The organism is Xanthomonas protegens, from assembly GCF_038442435.1.
Lineage (GTDB): Bacteria > Pseudomonadota > Gammaproteobacteria > Xanthomonadales > Xanthomonadaceae > Xanthomonas_A > Xanthomonas_A sontii.
This window is the reverse complement of the sequence record NZ_JAQJCQ010000009.1, coordinates 75284-96105: the sequence shown is the minus strand read 5'-3', so window position 1 is coordinate 96105 and position 20822 is coordinate 75284. Positions and strand designations below refer to the sequence as shown.

Below are 20822 nucleotides of genomic sequence, written 5' to 3'. Positions count from 1 at the left end.
GATCAGAAGCTGTACTTGGTGGTGAACTGCAGGCGGGTGATGTCGCCCTTGGCGCCGCTTTCGATCTCGCGCTTGCCATACATCAGCTCGGCGCCGATATCGACCTTGGGCAACGGCGAGTAGAAGACGTTGCCGCGGATGCTCTGCACACTCTTGGTCACGGCCAGGCCGGTGCGCGCGGTGTCGTTGTCGTAGTCGCTGCGCGCGTAGATCAGGTTGGTGCGCAGCTTGGGCGAGAACGCGTGGCGCCAGCCGACGTAGCCGGCGACTACCCCGACCGTGTCCAGGTCGCGGTCGGCGGCGTCGTACACCGCGTTCTGGGCGATGCCCAGGCCGATGTAGCGACCGATGCCTTCGCCGCCGGTGAGCTGGTAGAACAGGCTGTCGCTGTCGCTGGCCACCCACTTGCCGCCCAGGGTCAGGCCGCCGGAGGCCTTGCTGGCATCGGCGCCGGTGGCGCGGTTGTCGACCTTCTGCTGGCCGACCACGCCGGCGACGCCGAAGCTGCCCCAGTCGCCCTTCCAGCCGTAGCGCACGGTCAGGTCCGGCAGCGCGCCGCGGTCGGAACTGGCGGTGCTGACCACGCCGGCCACGCTGCGCGTGTACAGGGTGGTTTCCGGATTCTCCAGGGCGATGCTGAAGCCGCCGTTGGTGTAGCGCAGCTGCGCCTGGCGCACGAACACCACGCCGTCGGTGGGGCCGATGAAGTCGGCCGCTTCCGGCAGCGCCGCCGGGTCCATGAAGTTGGACCAGGTCTGGCCGGCCAGCCAGTGGTTCCAGTACATGTAGGCATGACGCAGGGTGGCGCCGTAGGTGTTGGTCGCGGTCTGAGTGCCCAGCGCGTTGCCGAAGAAATCCAGTTCGACCAGCGCGCCGGCCTTGTTGCCGCCTTCGGTCACGCTGTCCACGCCGAAGTTGATCCGCGAGAACTTGGCGTGGGCGTTGTAGTCGGTACCGGACTTGGCGCCGCCCACCGGGGTCTGCCCGGGCAGGTACAGCGCGCGGCCGGTGGCGTCGTCGGCGAGCTGGCCGTCGCCGGTGCGGGTAGCCAGGAAATCGGCCTTGATGAAGCCGCCCACCTTGAAGGTAGTGCCGGGCGTGGCCCCCGGGGTGATGGTGGTGACCTGGATCGGCGCCTTGCCGGCCGGCGGCGCCGGGGGTGCAGGTGGCGGCGCGACCTGGGTCGAGCGGACCGCGGCGACCTCGGTCTGGGTCTGCGCGATCTGCCCCTGCTGCTGTTGCTGCGCGGACAGCAGTTGCTGCACCTGCCGCTCCAGCTCGGCCACGCGGGTCTCCAGCGCCTGTTCGCGCGCCGAGGGTTTGCCTTGGGCGAAGGCCGCGCCAGGCGCGACCAGGGCCACCAACAGCGCGGCCGCCAACGGGCGACGCGCCAGGGATGCGATGCGGTTGCTCATTACTCCCTCCCGAATAATGGATGGCCGCACGCATGCGCACGGCCGTAGCCCAGCGTGCGCGACCGCACCGGCCGCGCCTATTGGCCATTAGTCGAACGTCGGCTGAGTTACGACCATCGTCTAAGGCCCGGCGCGTGTGCGCTTAACGCCGGATGCGGCACACTGCGCGTTGACGCGCCGCCGCATGCGGCGCCCCGTTCAATGCAGAGGGAACCATGGCCGATCTCTACCCCGTCGATCCGCAGTTCGCCGCCCGTGCGCGGGTCGACAAGACCCAGTACCAGACCCAGTACACGCAATCGGTGGAACAGCCGGAGGCGTTCTGGGGCAAGGTGGCCGAGCGCCTGGACTGGTTCAAGAAGCCGACCCGGATCAAGGACGTCAGCTTCGCCCTGGACGACTTCCATATCCGCTGGTTCGACGACGGCGAACTCAATGCCAGCGTCAACTGCCTGGACCGGCAACTGGCCACCCGCGGCGACAAGACCGCGCTGCTGTTCGAGCCGGACAGCCCGGACGCGCCGTCCTACCGCGTCACCTATCGCGAGCTGTACGAGCGCGTGTGCCGGCTCGGCAACGCGCTGCGCGCGCTGGGCGTGCAGAAGGGCGATCGCGTCACCATCTACCTGCCGATGATCCCCGACGCCGCGGTGGCGATGCTGGCCTGCGCGCGCATCGGCGCGATCCACTCGGTGGTGTTCGGCGGTTTCGCGCCCAACTCGATCGCCGACCGGGTGATCGACTGCGGCAGCAAGCTGATCATCACCGCCGACGAAGGCCTGCGCGGCGGCAAGAAGATCCCGCTCAAGGCGAACGTGGACGCGGCGCTGAAGCTGCCCGGCACCACCAGCGTGGAAACCGTGCTGGTGGTACGCCACACCGGCGGCGCGGTGGACATGCAGGCCCCGCGCGACCGCTGGTTCCACGACGTGGTCGACACCCAGCCGGCCGAGTGCGAACCCGAGCGCATGAACGCCGAGGACCCGCTGTTCATCCTCTACACCTCCGGCTCCACCGGCAAGCCCAAGGGCGTGCTGCACACCACCGCCGGCTACCTGCTGTACGCCGCCTACACCCACGAGACCGTATTCGACCTGCGCGAGGACGACATCTACTGGTGCACCGCCGACGTGGGCTGGGTCACCGGCCACAGCTACATCGTCTACGGGCCGCTGGCCAACGGCGCCACCGCGCTGATGTTCGAAGGCGTGCCCAATTACCCGAGCGTGTCGCGCTTCTGGGAAGTCATCGACAAGCATCAGGTGACGATCTTCTACACCGCCCCGACCGCGATCCGCGCGCTGATGCGCGAGGGCGAGGCGCCGGTGAAGAAGACCGCGCGCACGAGCCTGCGCCTGCTCGGCAGCGTCGGCGAGCCGATCAATCCGGAAGCCTGGCGCTGGTACTACGATGTGGTCGGCGACGGCCGCTGCCCGATCGTGGACACCTGGTGGCAGACCGAGACCGGCGGCATCCTGATCACCCCGCTGGCCGGCGCCATCGACCTCAAGCCCGGCTCGGCGACGCTGCCGTTCTTCGGCGTGCAGCCGGCCCTGGTCAGCGCCGACGGCGAGATCCTGGAAGGCGCCACCGAAGGCAACCTGGTGCTGCGCGATTCCTGGCCGGGGCAGATGCGCACCGTCTACGGCGACCACCAGCGCTTCATCGACACCTATTTCCGCACCTACCCGGGCAGCTATTTCACCGGCGACGGCTGCCGCCGCGATGCCGACGGCTACTACTGGATCACCGGCCGCGTCGACGACGTCATCAACGTCTCCGGCCACCGCATCGGCACCGCCGAGGTGGAGAGCGCACTGGTCTCCCACCCCAAGGTCGCCGAGGCCGCGGTGGTCGGCTTCCCGCACGACATCAAGGGCCAGGGCATCTACGCCTACGTGACCCTGGTCGCCGAGGAGCAGCCGAGCGAGGCCCTGCACAAGGAACTGGTGGCCTGGGTGCGCAAGGAGATCGGCCCGATCGCCGCCCCCGACCACCTGCAGTGGGCGCCCGGCCTGCCCAAGACCCGCTCGGGCAAGATCATGCGCCGCATCCTGCGCAAGATCGCCGAGAACGCCCCCGACCAACTCGGCGACACCTCGACCCTGGCCGATCCGTCGGTGGTGGATTCGTTGGTGAACGAGCGGTTGACGCGCTGACGCGCGTCGGGATTCGGGAGTTGGATTGGGGATTCGCTAAAGCGGCTTCCCTTCCCGCTCTCGTTTTCCGCACGACGCCGCGCCCTTGCTGTTGCGAATCCCGAATCCCCACTCCCGAATCCCCGCCCCATGCCCACCCTGCTGATCGCCGACGACCATCCCCTGTTCCGCGAGGCGCTGCGTGGGGCGGTGCAGCGGGTGATGCCGGGGGTGCAGCTGTACGAGGCCGACAGCGTCGAGGCGCTGTACGCGCTGGCCGATCGCCACGCCGATGCCGATCTGCTGCTGATGGATCTCAACATGCCCGGCGCGCAGGGCTTCAGCGCGCTGGTGCACATGCGCGCGCTGCATCCGCAGTTGCCGGTGGTGGTGGTGTCCGCGCGCGAGGAGCCGACGGTGATGCGGCGCGCGCTGGACCACGGCGCGTTCGGCTTCATTCCCAAGTCGGCCGACTCGGACACCATCGGCCTGGCGCTGGGCACGGTGCTGGACGGCGAACACTGGGCGCCGCCGGAAGCGCACAACGTACCGCCCACCGACCGCGCCGAACGCGAGGTCGGGCAGCGCCTGCGCGAACTGACGCCGCAGCAGTTCCGGGTGCTGCAGATGCTCGGTGCCGGCAGCCTCAACAAGCAGATCGCGTACGACCTGGGCGTGTCCGAAGCCACCATCAAGGCGCACGTCACCGCGATCCTGCGCAAGCTCGGCGTCACCAACCGCACCCAGGCGGTGCTGCTGGCCGGCAAGCTGGCCATCGACAGCGACACCATCGTGCTGCCGCCGGAAGAGGACTGAGCCGCGGCGGCGCCTGGCGAAGGCGCGAGCGGTGCGGAGGCGGCGCGTGCGCGTCCGTTGTCCGAGCGCACACGGCGCACTGGGTGCCCCGTTGTGGGAGGGCCTTCAGGGCATCCCTAACAACGACGAAGGCCATTTGCAGGAGCGGCTTCAGCCGCGACGGACGTTACCGGGAATGCCCGTCGCGGCTGAAGCCGCTCCTGCAATCGAGACAAGACATCATGCCGAGCCGCGGCGATACCGCGTTATCAGTGTTGTCCTTCAGTCCCGCCGCGCAGCGGCGATGCGTCGGTTGCTGCATGCGGGAACAAGGAGACAAGTCCGTGGCACTGTCCTGAAGGGGCGCACACATTCGCCCACTCGCGCTCTACGGCTGAGCGCCACCGCAGGCAACGACATGGGCGGAGAGGCGAGCATTCTCCGCGTCTCCAGCGCATCTGCCGTACCGCAGCAGAGCCATCGCCGATATAGCCGCAGCTATCAAGATAAGCTGCAGGTTCGCGTGCGTTCCAGGGATGTTCGCCGCAGTTGGCCGCTGTTAGACTGCGCGTCCCCTTGGGGAGTAGCCTGCTGTCCGCCCTGCGCGGACAGCGCCCGTATCAACAGACTCGGCCGATGCGCCGTGGTACGGGCAGCCAGTTCGGTTGGCGAGACCAGCGGCGAGTGCGCAAGGCGAAGGCCGGGCGCGCGCGCTCGTCGTTGTCGCCTGTCCCGGTACGGTCCCCCATGTCGTTTCTTTCGATTCTTCTGCTCGGCATCGCCATGTCGACCGACGCCTTCGCCGCCGCCGTCGGCAAGGGCGCAGCGATGCAGCGCCCGCGCTGGGCCGACGCGCTGCGTGCCGGCCTGATCTTCGGCTGCATCGAGGCACTGACCCCGGCGCTGGGCTGGGTACTCGGCCAGGCCGCGTCCAAGTACGTGGTCGCCTTCGACCACTGGATCGCCTTCGGCCTGCTCGGCGCACTGGGCGTGCACATGATCGTCGCCGGCCTCAAGCCGGAGTCCGACACGCCCCAGGAGGCCGCGCCCAAGCGCCACGGCTTCTGGAACCTGGCCGCCACCGGCTTCGCCACCAGCATCGACGCGATGGCGGTCGGCGTCGGCCTGGCCTTCCTCGACGTGAACATCGTCGAGGTCGCGGCGATCATCGGCCTGTGCACGCTGACCATGGTCACCCTGGGCATCATGCTCGGCCGCGCGCTCGGCGCGCTCGCCGGCAAGCGGGCGGAGATCGTCGGCGGCGCCCTGCTGATCGCGATCGGCAGCACCATCCTGTTCGAGCATCTGCATGGTGCAGGTTGATCGACGTGGCACGTGCTTCGGTCGGGATTGGGGATTCGGGAGTGGGGATGTGCGGCGACGTGCGCCCCCATCCCACACTGCCGCCGTCTTGGGTCAGGCCGGCTTGGCGGTGAATTCGAGATAGGTGGACAGGATGTACTTGTCGCCGCTGTGCGGCGGCAGGCCTGCGTGCAGGAACATCCAGTAGGGTGGGAACACCAGCAGGCGACCGGCGCGCGGCGCGATCTCCAGGTCCAGGTCGAGGAAGCGGGTCTGCCCGCCCTCGGCCACGTCGTTGAGATACCACAGGAACACCAGGTAGCGCCCGGTCTCCGCATCGCAGGCATCGAAGTGCGGCTGGAAGCGCTCGCCGGCGTCGGCGCGGTAGCGCTTGATCCGCAGGTCGGCCAGGCGCGGACGCCAGGGCACCGCGGCGGTCAGGCCGAGATCGGCGTTGTAGCGGGCCAGTGCCGCGCGCACCTGTTCGATGAAGAAGCCCTGGAATGCGGGATCGGCAAGACGGCTGACGTTGAGTTCGGTCCAGGCGCTGTCGTCCAGCCCGGCGCGCTGACCGGCGCCATTGCGGCTGTGCTGGGCCGCGGTCTGTTCGAACTGCGCGATCAGCTGCGCGCAGAAGCCCGGCTCCAGCGCCGCGTCGTAGACGCGGACGTAGTGACGCAGGTCGGTGTGGTTCATGCCCATCGCTACCGTTGCCCCCATAGCAAAACGGCGCGCCCGCATGGACGCGCCGTGGCGCATGCTTCGGCGCCGCCCGCACAGGCGGGCGGCACCGGCTCCACTCAGAAGCGGTAGGTGGCCCGCATCCAGTAGTAGCGGCCGAGCGTGTCGTAGGTGCTCACGTCGGTGTTCGCATTCAACACGTTGTTCTGGTACATCATCGGCGGCTGCTTGTTGGTCAGGTTGTCCACGCCCAGATCCAGGCGCAGGTTGGCCCCGGCCATGTCGTAGCCCACCTGCAGGTTGTGGTACATGTAGCTGCCGTAGTCCAGCACCACGCCCTTGAACGCCGCATCGGCGGACATGTTCTGGCTCAGGTCGCCACTGCCGACCTGCATCTTGCCGATCCAGCGCGTGGTCCAGCTCGCGTCCCAGTTGCCCAGCTTCCAGCCGACCAGGGCATGCGCGCGCCAGTGCGCGTAGTTGCCGTAGGACGAGTTGTAGCGACCGGCCATGTGCACCACCGTGTCCCCGGTGTCGATGTCGTAGCGGTGCAGGTAGGTGCTGTCCACGGCCAGGGTGAACTTGCCGTAGTCGGTGTCGGGCAGCGCATAGCTCGCGCCCAGGTCGATGCCCTGGGTGTTGAGCTTGCCGATGTTGACCACCGGCGTCTGGATGTAGTCGATGTTGCCGGCGCTGACGCTACCCGCCGGATAGCGGTGGATGTAGCTGCAGTACGGGCTGTTGTTGTCGTTGTAGCAGAGGTCGGCCACGGTCTGCGCGGAGATCGGCTGGATCAGGTCGTTGAGCTTGACCTTCCACCAGTCGAGGTTGACCGACAGGCCCGGCACGTACTCGGGGCTGTAGACCAGGCCGTAGTCGAACGAGGTGCCCTTCTCCGGCTTGAGCTGATAGCCGACGTAGGTCGCGCCGGACTTGATGGCGTTGGTCTGCGACAGGCCCGAACCGGTCCAGCCGGCCGGCACGCCAGCACAGGCATTGGCGTTGCCGCTACCGCTGTAGCCGATGCACGGGTCGACGAAGTTCGGCGAGTCGGCGGTCGGGCCCTGGTAGATGTCGGTGATGGTCGGCGCACGGAACACCTGCGCCGCGGTACCGCGCACCATCAGGTCGTGGATCGGCCGCCACTCCACCTGGAACGAGGCGCTGTTGTTGCCCGAGCGCACGCTGCTGTAGTCGGAGTAGCGGTCGCTCAGGGTCAGGTTGAGCGCGCCGATCGGCGAGGACTGCTCCAGCACCGGCATGAACAGCTGCGCATAGGCTTCCTTGACGTTGAAGCTGCCGCTCAGCGGCGAGGCGCAGGCCTCGGAAGAGATGGCGCAGGTGTTGTCGCTGTTGATCAGCGCGTTGGCCGACACCGAGGAGCTCAGGCTCTCCTTGCGGTACAGCACGCCCACCGCCAGCTGCGCGGCGCCGGCCGGCATCTCCCACAGGCTGCCGTTGGCGCTGGCTTCCCACTGCCGCATGATGGTGGTGGTTTCCTGGCGCGGGATCGACTCGTTGCTCTTCAGCCAGGCGACCGTGTTGGCGTTGCCCTGGTCGAAGATGTTGACCTGCCCGCTGTTGATCGCGTTCTGCAGCGCGGCGTAGTCGACGTAGCCGTGGCTCCAGTTGCGCTGGCGGTAGTGGCCGTAGTTGAAGTTGGCGTCCCACACCCAGCTGCTGTCGCCGATGCCGCCCTTCAGGCCGATCACGTCCTGGTCGGTGGCGGTGTCGTAGAAGCCTTCGCGCTGGCCGAGCGAGTTGAAGCGGGTACGCAATTCGTAGCCGTTGGGGCCGAACTCCACGCCGAACGGGTTGTACGGGTTGTTGGCGGCGATGGTAATGCCGTCGTTCTGCGCGTCGAACGGCAGCGGCGCGATCGCGAAGTTGGACATGGTGTGGTTGTGGTAGGCGTTGACGTACGCCTGCATCGAGTCGGTGATGTTGAAGCTGCCGAGCACGAAGCCGCCGACGCGCTGCTGCGGGGTCAGCAACAGGTTCTCCGCCTGGTAGTTGTAGGCGTCGGCCGACGAGCTGTAGCACTTGTAGCCGCCGCTGCCGTTGCTGGTCAGCGCACCGTTGGCGCTGCAGCCGTTGGCCGCCAGGGTCGCCGCCGGCAGCTTGTAGTAGCCGGTCGGCGTGCGGCTGGAACCGCCCTTGTAGACGCTGCCGCTGGACAGGTACATCGCGTACTTGGAGAACGCGCGGTTGGCGGTGGAGACGTCCTTCTGCTTGTTGTAGTCCAGGCCGACCACGACGTTGCCGCGGTCCCAGGTCTTGCCGAAGGTGAAGCTGCCGCCCTGGCGCGCGCCGTCGCCACGGCTGGTCTGGCCGTAGTTGGCCGAGACTTCGCCGCCTTCGAAGTTCTTGCGCAGGATGAAGTTGACCACGCCGCCGATGGCGTCGGAGCCGTACATCGCCGAGGCGCCGACCTTCAGCACTTCGACGTGGTCGATCATGTTGGCCGGGATCGAGTTGACGTCGTTGTTCTGGATGCGGTGGCCGTCGATCAGGATCAGCGTGCGCTCGTCGCCGAGGCCGCGCAGCGAGATGGTCGAGGCGCCGTCGCCGCCGCCGTTGTTGACCTGCGGGTTGGTCGCGGCACCGGCGATGCCGGGCAGCGCCTGCAGCAGGTCGCCCAGGGTCTGCTTGCCGCTCTGCTGGATCTGCTGGCGATCGACCACGGCGACCGGGCTGGCGGTCTCCACATCCACGCGGCGCACCAGCGAACCGGTGACGGTGAGCTTGTCCAGGGTCACCGGCGCGTCGCCGGACGCGGACGCCGCCGGCGTGGCGCTCTGCGCATAGAGCGTGGCGGGAAGCGTCGCCATGGCCAGGCAAACGGCGTGAGCGAGTCTGTTCTTTGCTACGGACATCGGGAAGACCTCATGTGATGTGCGACAAGCGCCGGCTGCACGCAGGCGCGAACCGTCCCGGGCGCGGAAACGCGCGGCGGGTGAAATGGATGCCTCGGGCCAGCGGTCCATTACAGGACCGTCAGGCACTTGTTAGTTTTTTATAAGAAGGGTGTTGTTTCGGTGTGCCAACGTGCGCCAGCCCCTGACAAAAACACCGCTTCAAGCGCGGTACAGCGCACGCTGCGTTTTTGCCGTTCAACCAGCAGACGGGAACGGTTCAGACAACACGCAACGCTCACTCGACGCGGTAGTCCCAGCGTCGCAGGAACGGTTGCAGCAGCGGCAGCACCGGCGCGAAGACGTTGCGGTAGGCGTGCCAGCGGTCCAGGGCCTTGCGGTTGATGCCCTCCACCACCTGCGCATAGCTGGGCGTGCTGATGAAGCCCTTGGCGCGCGCGTGGCGCTGGAAGTCCAGCAACCGCTCCGGCTGCTCCAGCCGCAGGAACTGTCCCAGGCGCGCCACCTGCACCTGCGGATCGGCCACCAGGTCCTCGTAGCGCAGCTCCAACGCGCGTGGCTGCAGCAAGGCAGCGTGGTAGAGCCAGAACTCCATTGCGTCGGCATAGCCGCGCGCCAGCCGCGGCAGGCTGGCACACAGCAGGGCGAACGCCGGCGAGCGGAATGCCTGCATGTAGCAGCTCAGCAGCACGTCGCAGGGGTGGCGCAGCGCCAGGATCACCGGCGCCTCCGGGAACAGGCGCCGGATCAGCGGCAGGCGCAGCAGGTTCAACGGGTTCTTGTCGACCAGGCGCTGGCCCGGCTGCAGCTGCACCACCCCGCGCACCGCCTGCCAGTACTCGGCGCGCAGCGCGTCACAGGCGGCATCGTCGAGCTCGCCCAGCCCATCCGGCCAGGCCACGCCGCGCGCCTCCAGGCGATCGGCCAGCCCCTGCAGGAACGGCCGCTCGTCCATCGCCACCAACTGCGGGTGGGCGTCGAGCATTTGTTCCAGCAAGGTGGTGCCCGAGCGCGGGAAGCCGACCACGAAGATCGGCGAGTCGGCCATGGCCGGTGCCGTCACGGGCCGTGCCGCGGCATGGCGTGCCGGATCCCAGCGGGATTGCGCGACCGGCAATGGCGGTGCGTCCGCCGCCGCCAGCTCAGGCACCAGCGCGGCCAGGCCCTCGACCTGGCCGGCATGGCCCTGCGCGCAGGCCTGCAGCGCTTCGTCGTGAAGGCCAAGGCGGTCGCAGACGCGTGCCAGGGCGAAGAACAGGTTGCTCTGCTTGCGCCGGTCAACCGCACTGCCGTCGGCCAGCAGCCCGCGCAGCAGCGCATGCGCCTGCTGCCAGTGGCCCTCGCGCATGGCCAGCACCGCCAGCGCATTGCTGGCGTCCTGGCGCACGTCCGGGTCGTCGATGCGTTCCGGCGGCGGCAGCTGCGCTGCGGCCTCGCGCGCCTGCGGCAGGCGGTTGGCGCGCTCGAGCACCAGCACCAGCCGCGACCAGGCACGCGCCGGTTGCGCCATCGGTCCCTCGGCACAGGCGCGGAGCAGGTCGCAGGCGGTGTCGGTCTCGCCGCCCTGCGACAGCAGCCAGGCCAGTTCCACGGTGGTGTCCGGATCCAGCGGCGGCCATTGTCGCCAGTCGGCGATCAGAGCCTGCACGCGTTGGAAGTCGCCGCACTCATGGCAGGCCATCGCCGCGTGCACGCACAGCGGCGGCGCCTGCGGCGCCAGCGCGTGGGCATCGAGCAGGTGTTCGCGGGCCGCGGCGTAATCGCCGGCGTCCATCGCCAACAGGCCCAGGTTGTGGTGCGGCAGCGGATCGTCCGGCGCCAGCGCGCGGGCGCGCAGATAGGCCTCGGCGGCCGGGCCGGGTTCGCCGGCTTCGCGCAGCGCCGTGCCCAGGTTGTTCCAGTGCGCCACCTCGTGCGGCTCGCGCTCGGCCAGCGCGCGGTACACCGCGGCGGCCGGTGCCGGCTGGCCCTGCATCTGCAGGCTCATCGCCAGCAGGCTGCTGGCCAGGACATCGTCGGGGCGCTGCCGCAGGTAGGCGCGGGCGCCGCGTTCGAGGATCTGCGCCTGGCCGGCCTCCAGCGCCGCCAGCAGCTCCGGGAGCGGGGGGATCGCGGTGTCGTCCAGGGAGGTCATGCGCAGGCGGGTCGTGGGCGGTCCTCCACCTTAGCCGCCCGCCCGCGCCGTGCGCCACGCCGGCCGCGCCGACGGCTGCCACATAGCCCATACATTGCCGTTACGAAGCCGCGCGACCGCTCCTAGATCGGATCGTGGTAGGCGGTGAGGAAGGCGCGCAGCGAGGCCGGCTTGACCGGCTTGGTCAGCAGCCGGTAGCCGCGCTCGCGGGCCTGGAGCTTCAGTTCGTCGCGGCCGTCGGCGGTGAGCAGCGCGCCGGCCACCGGTCCGGGCATCGCCGCGCGCAGCGCATCCAGGGTCTCCAGGCCGTCGAGCCGGTCGTGCAGGTGGTAATCGACCAGCATCACGTGCGGCGCGCACGCGGCCTGCGCCAGCGCCTCGTCGACGGTGCTCGCGCAGATCACCTCCACCTGCCAGCGGCCGAGCAGCGCGCGCATGCCGTCGAGGATTTCCTGGTCGTTGTCCACGCACAGCACGCGCAGCCCGGCCAGCGAGTCGGCCGCGGCCGCTGCGCGTGGCGCGCGTTGCAGCGCCTGCGGCGGTGGCGCCGCCCGCGGCACGGTGATGGAGAACATGCTGCCGTGGCCGACGCGGCTGCGCGCATCCAGGTCGTGGCCGAGCAGGCGCGAGATGCGCTGGCAGATCGACAGGCCCAGGCCCAGCCCCTGCTCGCCCCAGTCGAACGGCTGCTGGTAGCGCTGGAACTCGTCGAAGATCTGCTGCATGTGGTGCGGCGGGATGCCGGGGCCAGTGTCCCAGACCTGCAGTTCCAGCGCCGCGCCGCGGCGGCGCATGCCCAGCACGATGCGGCCCTGGCGGGTGTAGCGCAGCGCGTTGGCGAGGAAGTTCTGCAGCACCCGGCGCAGCAGCCGGCGATCGCTGCGCACCCACAGCGGCCGCGCGTATACGTGCAGGCGCAGGCCGCGGCCGGCGGCGATCGGGCTGTACTGCGCGGCCAGTTCGCGCAGCAGCAGGCCGGCATCCACGTCCTCGATGGTCGGACGCAGCCCGCCGGCATCCAGCCGCGACACGTCGAGCAGGCCGTCGAGCAGTTCCTCGGCCGCGCGCAACGAGGCGTCCACGCGCTCGGCCAGATGCCGCTGCTCCTCGTTCTGGTGCGCATCGCGCAGGGCCGAGGCGAACAGGCGTGCGGCGTTGAGCGGCTGCAGCACGTCGTGGCTGATCGCGGCCAGGAAGCGGGTCTTGGACTGCTGCGCCAGTTCGGCCTCGCGCGAGCGGTCGGCCACGCGTTGCTCCAGGGTCTCGTTGGCCTCGAGCAACGCCTGCTCGGCGCGCTTGTAGTCGGTGATGTCGTTGTAGCTGGTGACATAGCCGCCGCCGGGCAGCGGCTGGCCGCGCATCTCGATCACCTTGCCGTCGCTGCGGGTGCGTTCGAACACGTGGGGGGTGCCGGCGCGCATGTGCGCGATGCGGCGGGCGATCTGATCCTCCACCTGGCCACCGCCGAGTTCGCCGCGCTCGGCGTTGTAGCGGATCAGGTCGGCGACCGGCCGGCCGACGTAGAGCATGCCGTCCGGATAACCGAACATCTGCTGGTAGCGGCGGTTCCACGCGGTCAGGCGCATCGCCGGATCGACCACGCTGACCCCGGCGCTGATGTTCTCCAATGTGGTGGACAGGATCTCGCGGTTGAAGCGCAGCTCCTGCCCGGCCTCGTCGAGCACCGCCACCACCTCGCCCAGATCCATGCCCGAGCCGCGCAGCAGGCTGGTCAGCACCAGACGCGCGGAGGCCGCGCCGATCGAGGCGGCGAGCAGGCGTTCGGTGAACTGCACCCAGACGCGGTCGGCCACCGCGGTGGGCTGGGGCTCGCGGCCGAGCAGTTGCGCCTGTTCGGCGAAGGCGCGGCGGGCATGACGCTCCCCGACCATGCGCTCGGCCAGCGCCTGCAGGTCCACCACGCGCACCTGCCCGAGCCAGTCGCCGGCCACCGCCGGGCGCTGCGAGTACGGCTCCAGGAACGGCGCCGCGCGCAGGCGCTCGTCCAGGCCCGGGCGCCAGCGTGCCGACACCAGCATCATCGTGCCGACGTTGACCAGCAGCGACCAGAACGTGCCGTGCGCCAGCGGATCCCAGCCGCTCATGCCGAACAGCTGCTGCGGGCGCAGCCAGGAAATGCCGAACGGCCCGTCCAGCAGCCACGCCGGCGCCAGCCAGCCGGCCTGGGTCAGTGCCGGCAGCAGCAGCGTGTAGATCCAGGTGGCGAAGCCCAGCACCATGCCGGTTTCCACGCCCTTGCGGCTGGCGCCGCGCCAGTACAGCCCGCCGATCACGCCCGGCGCGAACTGCGCCACCGCGGCGAAGGCCATCAGGCCGTAGGACGCCAGCGTCGTGTCGTTGCTGCTGCTGCGGTAATAGCCGTAGGCGATCAGTGCCAGCAGCAGGATCGCCAGGCGGCGGATCCACAGCACCTTCGAGGCCACGTCGGCGCCGGCCGCCTGGTGCCCGCGGCGGCGCAGCAGCACCGGCATCACCAGGTCGTTGCTGATCATCGTCGCCAGCGCGATGCTGGAGACGATGACCATACCGGTGGCGGCGGAGAACCCACCCACGTAGGCGACCAGCGCCAGCGCGGTGCGGCTTTCGGCCAGCGGCAGCGCCAGCACGATGCTGTCGTCGGCCACGTCGCCGCCGCCGAACAGCGCGATGCCGGCGGCGGCGATCGGCACCACCATCGCCGAGATCAGCACCAGGTACAGACCGAACAGCCAGCGCGCCTTGCGGATGTCGCCGACGTCGCTGCACTCCACCACCGCCACGTGGAACTGCCGTGGCAGGCACACCAGCGCCAGGAAGCTGAGCAGGGTCTGCGAGATGAAGCCCACCGGCGGGGTGTTCTGGAACAGCGTGCGCGCCGACGCCATCACCTGGCCACCGTCGCGCACGGACAGCCACACGTAGGCGAACACGCCCACCGCCACCATCGCCAGCAGCTTCACCACCGACTCCAGCGCGATCGCCAGCATCATGCCGTGGTGGTGCTCGGTGGCATCGACCTGGCGGGTGCCGAACAGCGTGGCGAACAGCGCCATCCCCAAGGCCACGTACAACGCCGGATCGGCGTAGAACGGCGCACCGGCGCTGGACTGGCCGCTGAGCACCTGCAGGCTCATCGCCACCGCCTTGTACTGCAGCGCCAGGTACGGCACCACGCCGACCAGGGCGATCACCGCCACCAGCGCGGCCAGGCGCCGCGAGCGGCCGTAGCGCGAGGAGATGAAGTCGGCGATGGACACCGTGTTCTCGCTGCGCGCGATCAGCGCCAGGCGCTCGACGATGCGCCAGCCGAACAGCAGCATCAGCAGCGGGCCCAGGTAGATCGGCAGATAGCCGGCGCCGTTGCGCACCGCGCTGCCCACCGCGCCGTAGAACGTCCACGACGAGCAGTACACCGCAAGCGCCAGGCTATACACCGCCGGGCGCAGCCACGGCCGCTCCGGGTACAGCGGACGGCGGTCGCCCCACCACGCCACCGCGAACAGCAGCGCCGCATAGCCGACCGACACCAGCAGCAGGATCCAACTGGAAACCAAAGGCGAGCCCCCTCGACGATGCGTGCAGTCTAGAGGGTGCGATGCGTTTCGGCGTAGTCGGGAGTTCGGCTCGCTGCGTCTCGCTTGGGCTGCGCGTGCGCCGGGCTGGTTGCCGCGAGGCAGATGCGGCGGCTCCCATACGCGTAACCGTGCTCACCTCGGCAGGCATGCCACAGGCTTTACTTCTGCTGTTGCTTTATGGGGCCTCTCGGCGCGGCGGCCACGGCGGGGTGTGCTTGACCAGCCTTCGGCTGTGGTAGAGCGTTTCTTTTGGTTACTTTTCTTTGGCAGAAGCAAAGCTTTCGCCCTACGGCGAGTTACTTTTCTTTGCTCGCGCAAAGAAAAGTAACCAAAAGAAAGCGCGCCCTGCCTACGCGCCCTCCGCGCTGCGCGCTCCGGGTCCGCGTCCAGCACGGGGATCCGCGGAAGGGGCATCCTGCCCCTGCCGCGGACGGCGTACATCCATGTACGCCGCCCTTCGGGTTTTTCCCCGCGCTGGCCGCCGCTTCGGAAGGGAACCCGGTAAATCAAAGGCCAGGGCAACAGCCAAAACCAAAGCCAAGCAACAGCCAAAGCAACAACAACAACAGCCAAAGCAACGGCAACGGCAACGGCAACGGCAATCATGGACCTGCAAGCCATGCGTAGGAGCGGCTTCAGCCGCGACGAACGAGGCCGCGATGGTCTCAAGACCCACCCCGCGCCTCACGCGCTATTCTTCTCCGAGATGTCTTCCTCCCATGGCAGCAACCGCTTCACGCGCCGGCCTACCGGTCAAACGCGGGCGTTATCCCAGCTGCAGCCAGCCGCGGCAGCCCTACCGGCGCTCAGGATAAGATGCGCGCGGTGACCACCCGCGCCCGCCCCTGCTGATGTCCGGCATTCCGGCCGCCGCCGTGCCGACGCCCCCGCCGTCGCTGCAACAGCAGACGCAGCGCCTGCACACTCAATTGCAGCAGGCGCAGACGCGTCAGGCGCAGGCCGAGGTGGAGGTGGAGCGGCATCTGCCGGCGGTGGAGCAGGCGGTGGCCGCGCTCCGGCGCCGCTTCATTGCGCACGCCCGGACCGCGGCACGGGCGGCGGTGCGGCGCGAACGCCGCCGCGCCTGGGGACCGGCGCTGCTGCTGCGGCCGCTACTGCCGGACTGGCGGTGGCGCACGGCGCTGCTCGGCCTCCTGGTGTTGATCCTGCCGTGGACGAGTGCGCACTGGCTGGGCGAGACGCGCGGCTTCCTGGACTGGTGGCGCCAGGTCGGCCTGCACGGCGATGGCAGCCTGCTGCTGCAGAGCCTGCTGCCCTCGCTGCTGGCATACGGCCTGCTGGTCGTCGCCGGCGCACAGTTGCTGGCCTGGCACCACAGCCATGACGAGCGGCGCGCGCTGCAGACGTTCGCACGCCTGCCGCTGGCACTGGTCCAGGTGGCCGACGCCGCGCAACGGGAGCCAGCCGCGATGTACACGGTCACCCGCGCGCCCTGGCCGCAGCGTGCCCTGCAAGGCCGCTGGTCCATTTCCGCCATGCAGGGCGATCTGTCCGGTGTGCGCCTGCTGGCGCTGCACGACGGCGCCGCGGAACCGCGCCTGCTCGCCTTGATCGTGCTGCCCGGCGCCGCCCACGCGGCGGCCTGCATCGTCCTCGACCACAATGTGACCGAAGCCGCGCCGCAGGCCCTGCACGCCGTGGCGCTGGCGCTCGCACAGGACGCCGTGGAGGATGCAGCCCCGATCACCGCGCTGCACGATTACGTGCAGGCCTGGGAGACCGCGCGCGGCCAGCAACGCGCGCTGCAGCAGCGGCTGCAGAGCCTGGATGCGGTGCAGCGGCACTGGGCCGACATCGCCTTGCCCGACGCCACGCTCGATCAGATCCTGAAACTGGTGGACCTGTTCGTGTCCGGGCGCCAGCCGGCGCCCAAGGGGATGCTCCTGCACGGGCCGCCGGGCACCGGCAAGACCCTGATCGCGCGCAAGCTGGCGCGCCACGCCGGCTGCCATTTCGAGGCGCTGGGCGTGGCCGACCTCAAGGCCGCGCACGTCGGCCATACCGGCCCCAAGGTGCAGGCGATCTGGCAGCGCTGCCGCGAGCAGGCACCGGCAATCCTGTTCATCGACGAATGCGAAAGCGTGTTCGCGCGCCGCGGCGGCGCCGACAGCGACAGCTTCGGTGCGGAACTGGTGCAGACCTTTCTCGCCGAATGGGATGGCTTCCATGCCGCGCACGGCCAAGTGCTGGTGATCGGCGCGACCAACCGCCCGGCACTGCTGGACGACGCGATCCTGTCGCGTTTCACCGCCAGCATCGCCATCGGCCTGCCCGATGCCGCGGCGCGCGCCCGCATCCTCGGCGCCGAGCTGCGGCGTGCCGGTTTCGCCCTGGAGCCGGACACGCAGGTGATCGCCGACAGCAGCGGCCTCTCGGGCCGCGACCTGCACACGCTGGTCGCACGGGTCGCCGCCGAGTGCGTCGATGGCGCATTGGACAACGCCATCCTGCTGGCGCAACTGCGCGCGCTGCGCGGCAAAGGTTCCACCGCCGTCGCCACCCTCGGCTGGGACGACATCGTGCTGCCGGCCGCCACGGTCGAGGAGTTCGTCGGCCTGGGCAAGGAACTACGCAATGCCGAGACCCTGGCCACGCTCGGCGTGCCGGTGCCGCGCGGCATCCTGATGGTCGGCCCGCCGGGCACCGGCAAGACCCAGGTCGCGCGGATCCTTGCCAGCCAGTCGGGGCTGGCCTTCATCGCACTGAGCAGCGCCGACCTCAAGGCCGGCTACCTCGGCCAGTCCGGCCAGCGCGTGCAGGCGGCGTTCGAGCGCGCGCGGGCGCAGGCGCCGTGCATCGTGTTCGTCGACGAACTGGACATCGTCGCGCCGGCGCGCGGTGCCGACGGCGACGACGCCTTCACCCGCGAGATCGTCGGCCAGCTGCTGCAGGAGCTGGACGGCGTCGCCAGCCACGCGGGCCAGGTGTTCCTGCTGGCCGCCAGCAACCATGCCGCCGCGATCGATCCGGCACTGCTGTCGCGGCTGGACCGGCAGATCGTCATCGCCTTGCCCGACCACGCGGCGCGCGTCGCCATCGTCACGCGCCTGCTGCGCGGCAAGCCGCTGGACCTCGACGCCGACGCCGCGGCGGCCTGGGTCGCCGAGCGCAGCGAAGGCCACTCCGGTCGCGACCTGCAGAACTGGATCAGCCGCGCGATGCGCCGTGCCGTCCGCCGCGCCCTGCGGGACAGCGACGACGCCTCCGGCACGCGGTTACAGTGGGACGACCTGGTCGAGACGGCGACCGCGACGATATAGACGCCAAGCCGGAAGAGCCAAGCGCGCGCTGTGTAATCGGGAGAGCTGGCCGAAGTCCTGTGGGAGGGGCTTCAGCCCCGACGTGGGGCTCCAGACAGACCTCGATCTCTACGGCGCGCACACCAACAACAGATGCCAGGGCTAGCGCACGACCTCGTAGAGAAGCGCTGCACAACCACACAGCGCCCACGCTGGCATCATGCGCATGACTCCACAGGACCGCACCACGTGACCGAACCCGCCTCATCCCCGCCGCCGCGCGCCGAAGCCATCGTCGTGATGGGCGTGTCCGGCAGCGGCAAGACCAGTGTCGCCCAGGCGCTGGCCGCGCATTACCGGTTGACCTTCCTGGACGCGGACGATTTCCACGGCGCCGCCGCCAAGGCGCAGATGGCGCACGGCATCCCGCTCAGCGACGCGCAGCGCGCGCCATGGGTGGCCACCTTGGCACAGCGCCTGCGCGCATCGGTCGATGCCGGGCAGAGTGTCGTGCTGGCCTTCTCCGGCCTGCGCAAGGCGCATCGGCAACAACTGCGCGAGACAGGCGTGCCGATGCGTTTCGTGTTCCTGCACGCGGCCGCGCATGTCATCGCCGAACGCCTGGCCGCGCGGCATGGTCACTTCATGCCGCCGACGCTGCTGCAGAGCCAGCTCGACACGCTGGAACTGCCACTGGACGAGGCAGACGTGATCTCGGTGGACGTGGACGCAGCGTTCGACCAAGTCGTAGCGGATGCCATCGCGCAGTTGGATGCCACCGTTACGATCGCCTAGGCTGCGTGCCGGTACCGTCTCAGCAGGATAGGCGGTGCCTGTCGCGGTGGTGCCGCAGCATCGGACGCACCAGACAACGCCACCACGCCATCAGGCGCCTCCACGGCGATCTCGACATCGCAGCATCGGGACCGCGCGCATCGACCGCTTGCAGCTCAGCGATGCGGCGCATGCTCGGCATGCCGCACTGGCTCATGGCGATTGGTGAACAACGGCACCAGTTGCCACAGGGCAGAGAGACCGACCAGCGCATAGACCACACGCGACAGCGGTGTGTCCTGGCCGCCGAACAGCGCCGCGACCAGATCGAACTGGAACAGGCCGACCAGCCCCCAGTTGAGTCCACCGACAATCAACAGGACCAGGGTGACGATGTTGAGCACTTTCATGGCGGCATCTCGACGTGGGAGAAGGTGCAGCCTGCGCTGCGCGGCATTCCCTTGATGCGAGTGCGATGTATGCGAGGCATGAACGCTGGCAATGCGCAGATCAGGTTGTCGTGCGGTCTGCTGTCGCCATCGGCCACGTCTCTTCTTGGCTGACAAAGCGACGGGTTCAAGCTTCTAGGTGCTGCTCTTGTTCTCCGCGGGAAAAATCATGACCAACGCACAATCGCCTCCTCCTGACGAGACCTCGCGTCGGGACTGAAGTCCCTCCCACACTGATCATGCTTGCTGCGCTCCGGAAGCCAAGCAGCGTGGCTATGCGCCGTCGCTGCTGACGGGACGGGGTCGCCCAACAGCTTCCGCGTATTGAGACAATGCGGAGGCGGATTTTTCTGTTCTCACGAGCGTTGCCTTTCGCATCCTACGAACGCCGACGGCTCCTACGTAGGAGCGGCTTCAGCCGCGACAAACGAAGAGGAGGCGCCTCAGACACGCTCACATGTCCGAACTGAAATCCCTGCTGGCACCGCTTCGCAATGCTTCTGGTTATGACGGCGGCAACGTACTGTTTTTCTTGCAGCACGTGGAGAGACGACGCGTACAAGCACACGCCTAACCGCGCCGCCTCACCCGCCCCACCACGAAGCGCGACACGTTCGGCTCGTCGGGCACATGCCAACGCCATGGCGCGTCCATCGCCTTGCTGATGCCGATCCGCTTGGTGACGACCGGCGTGGTCGGCGGCGGCGTCCCATCCTGTCCCAGCCACAGGCGCGACTGCCGCGTGGTCAGGTCCAGTCCGTTGTCCGCGCCCGACACGCCCAGCGCCTTGGCCAGGCGTCCTGGCCCACGGGTGAGATCGGCCGCGCGCACCGCGCCGCGGGCCAACTGCATCGCCTCGATCCCGGCCGCCGGCGCCAGGGCGCGGATCAGCACCGCATGCCCCGGCGCGCCGCCACACACCGCATTGAGCGCCCAATGCATGCCGTAGATGAAGTACACATACAAATGCCCGGGCGGACCGAACATCACCCGCGTACGCGGCGTCATGCCGCGGAACGAATGCGCCGCCGGATCCTCCGCGCCGCAGTAGGCCTCTACCTCGACGATGCGACCGCAACGACCATCGGCAGCGATAAGCAGCGTGTTCAATAGCTCCGGCGCCACCACGCGTGCATCACGCGCATAGAACGCACGCGGCAAGGGCTTGGCGGCAAGCAGATCCATGCGGTCAGTCTAAGTCCTGCAGCGAGATCGCGTCGTGAGCCTCGACCGGTGCACACGCATCTCAATGCGTCTCAATCGAACACGTCATCTCGCCAACCGCACCGCATGCTGCTCCTAGTGGGAGGGACTTCAGTCCCGACGCATGGAGGTGCACTAGATCGTTCCTCTTACTACTCTCCGTGGCGCAAAGCGTCGCAGTTAGCGGTCATGGGCCCTTTCTGAAGCCTCCTCGCAGTTT

Annotated in this window: 12 protein-coding genes; 5 read left to right on the top strand and 7 right to left on the bottom strand. The window is 69.0% G+C overall.

The genetic code is table 11. The features are described from left to right. Positions 1-2: 2 nt before the first annotated feature. The gene (locus PIQ37_RS11975; RefSeq protein WP_342073638.1) at positions 3-1415 is read right to left on the bottom strand and encodes a DcaP family trimeric outer membrane transporter; all 1413 of its coding nucleotides are present in this window, start codon (positions 1413-1415) and stop codon (positions 3-5) included. Positions 1416-1630: 215 nt separating this feature from the next. Here PIQ37_RS11975 and acs point away from each other — a divergent pair, with 215 nt between their 5' ends. From acs to mntP, 3 genes are all read left to right on the top strand, one after another. Beyond that, positions 1631-3574, top strand: a complete 1944-nt coding sequence (acs, locus tag PIQ37_RS11970) for an acetate--CoA ligase (protein ID WP_342073637.1) — start codon at positions 1631-1633, stop codon at positions 3572-3574. Positions 3575-3703: 129 nt separating this feature from the next. Next, positions 3704-4369, top strand: coding sequence for a response regulator transcription factor (locus tag PIQ37_RS11965; RefSeq protein ID WP_342073636.1), 666 nt, complete (start codon positions 3704-3706; stop codon positions 4367-4369). 726 nt (positions 4370-5095) lie between these two features. Further along, positions 5096-5671, top strand: coding sequence for a manganese efflux pump MntP (gene mntP / locus PIQ37_RS11960; RefSeq protein WP_342073635.1), 576 nt, complete (start codon positions 5096-5098; stop codon positions 5669-5671). A gap of 93 nt (positions 5672-5764) precedes the next feature. Here the strand turns inward: mntP and PIQ37_RS11955 are convergent, their stop codons facing one another. From PIQ37_RS11955 to PIQ37_RS11940, 4 genes are all read right to left on the bottom strand, one after another. Further along, the gene (locus PIQ37_RS11955) at positions 5765-6352 is read right to left on the bottom strand and encodes a 2OG-Fe(II) oxygenase (RefSeq protein WP_342073634.1); all 588 of its coding nucleotides are present in this window, start codon (positions 6350-6352) and stop codon (positions 5765-5767) included. Positions 6353-6450: 98 nt separating this feature from the next. Then, the gene (locus tag PIQ37_RS11950) at positions 6451-9162 is read right to left on the bottom strand and encodes a TonB-dependent receptor (protein ID WP_267108906.1); all 2712 of its coding nucleotides are present in this window, start codon (positions 9160-9162) and stop codon (positions 6451-6453) included. Positions 9163-9484: 322 nt separating this feature from the next. Continuing rightward, complete coding sequence (locus PIQ37_RS11945; protein ID WP_342073633.1) at positions 9485-11341, bottom strand: sulfotransferase; 1857 nt, start codon at positions 11339-11341, stop codon at positions 9485-9487. Positions 11342-11463: 122 nt separating this feature from the next. Beyond that, positions 11464-14895 (bottom strand): hybrid sensor histidine kinase/response regulator, encoded by a 3432-nt coding sequence (locus PIQ37_RS11940; RefSeq protein ID WP_267120392.1) that lies wholly within the window; start codon positions 14893-14895, stop codon positions 11464-11466. A gap of 872 nt (positions 14896-15767) precedes the next feature. Here PIQ37_RS11940 and PIQ37_RS11935 point away from each other — a divergent pair. Together PIQ37_RS11935 and PIQ37_RS11930 are read left to right on the top strand one after the other, a co-directional pair. Continuing rightward, a complete protein-coding gene (locus PIQ37_RS11935; protein ID WP_342073632.1) occupies positions 15768-18197 on the top strand; it encodes an AAA family ATPase in 2430 nt (809 codons plus the stop codon). 228 nt (positions 18198-18425) lie between these two features. After that, positions 18426-18971, top strand: a complete 546-nt coding sequence (locus PIQ37_RS11930) for a gluconokinase (protein WP_342073631.1) — start codon at positions 18426-18428, stop codon at positions 18969-18971. A 155-nt stretch (positions 18972-19126) separates the two neighbouring features. Here PIQ37_RS11930 and PIQ37_RS11925 read toward each other — a convergent pair whose 3' ends face one another. Next, on the bottom strand, positions 19127-19360 hold the full coding sequence (locus PIQ37_RS11925) for a DUF378 domain-containing protein (protein ID WP_342073630.1): 234 nt from the start codon (positions 19358-19360) through the stop codon (positions 19127-19129). A gap of 609 nt (positions 19361-19969) precedes the next feature. Beyond that, positions 19970-20584 (bottom strand): DNA-3-methyladenine glycosylase, encoded by a 615-nt coding sequence (locus tag PIQ37_RS11920; RefSeq protein ID WP_342073629.1) that lies wholly within the window; start codon positions 20582-20584, stop codon positions 19970-19972. Between the last annotated feature and the right edge of the window lie 238 nt (positions 20585-20822).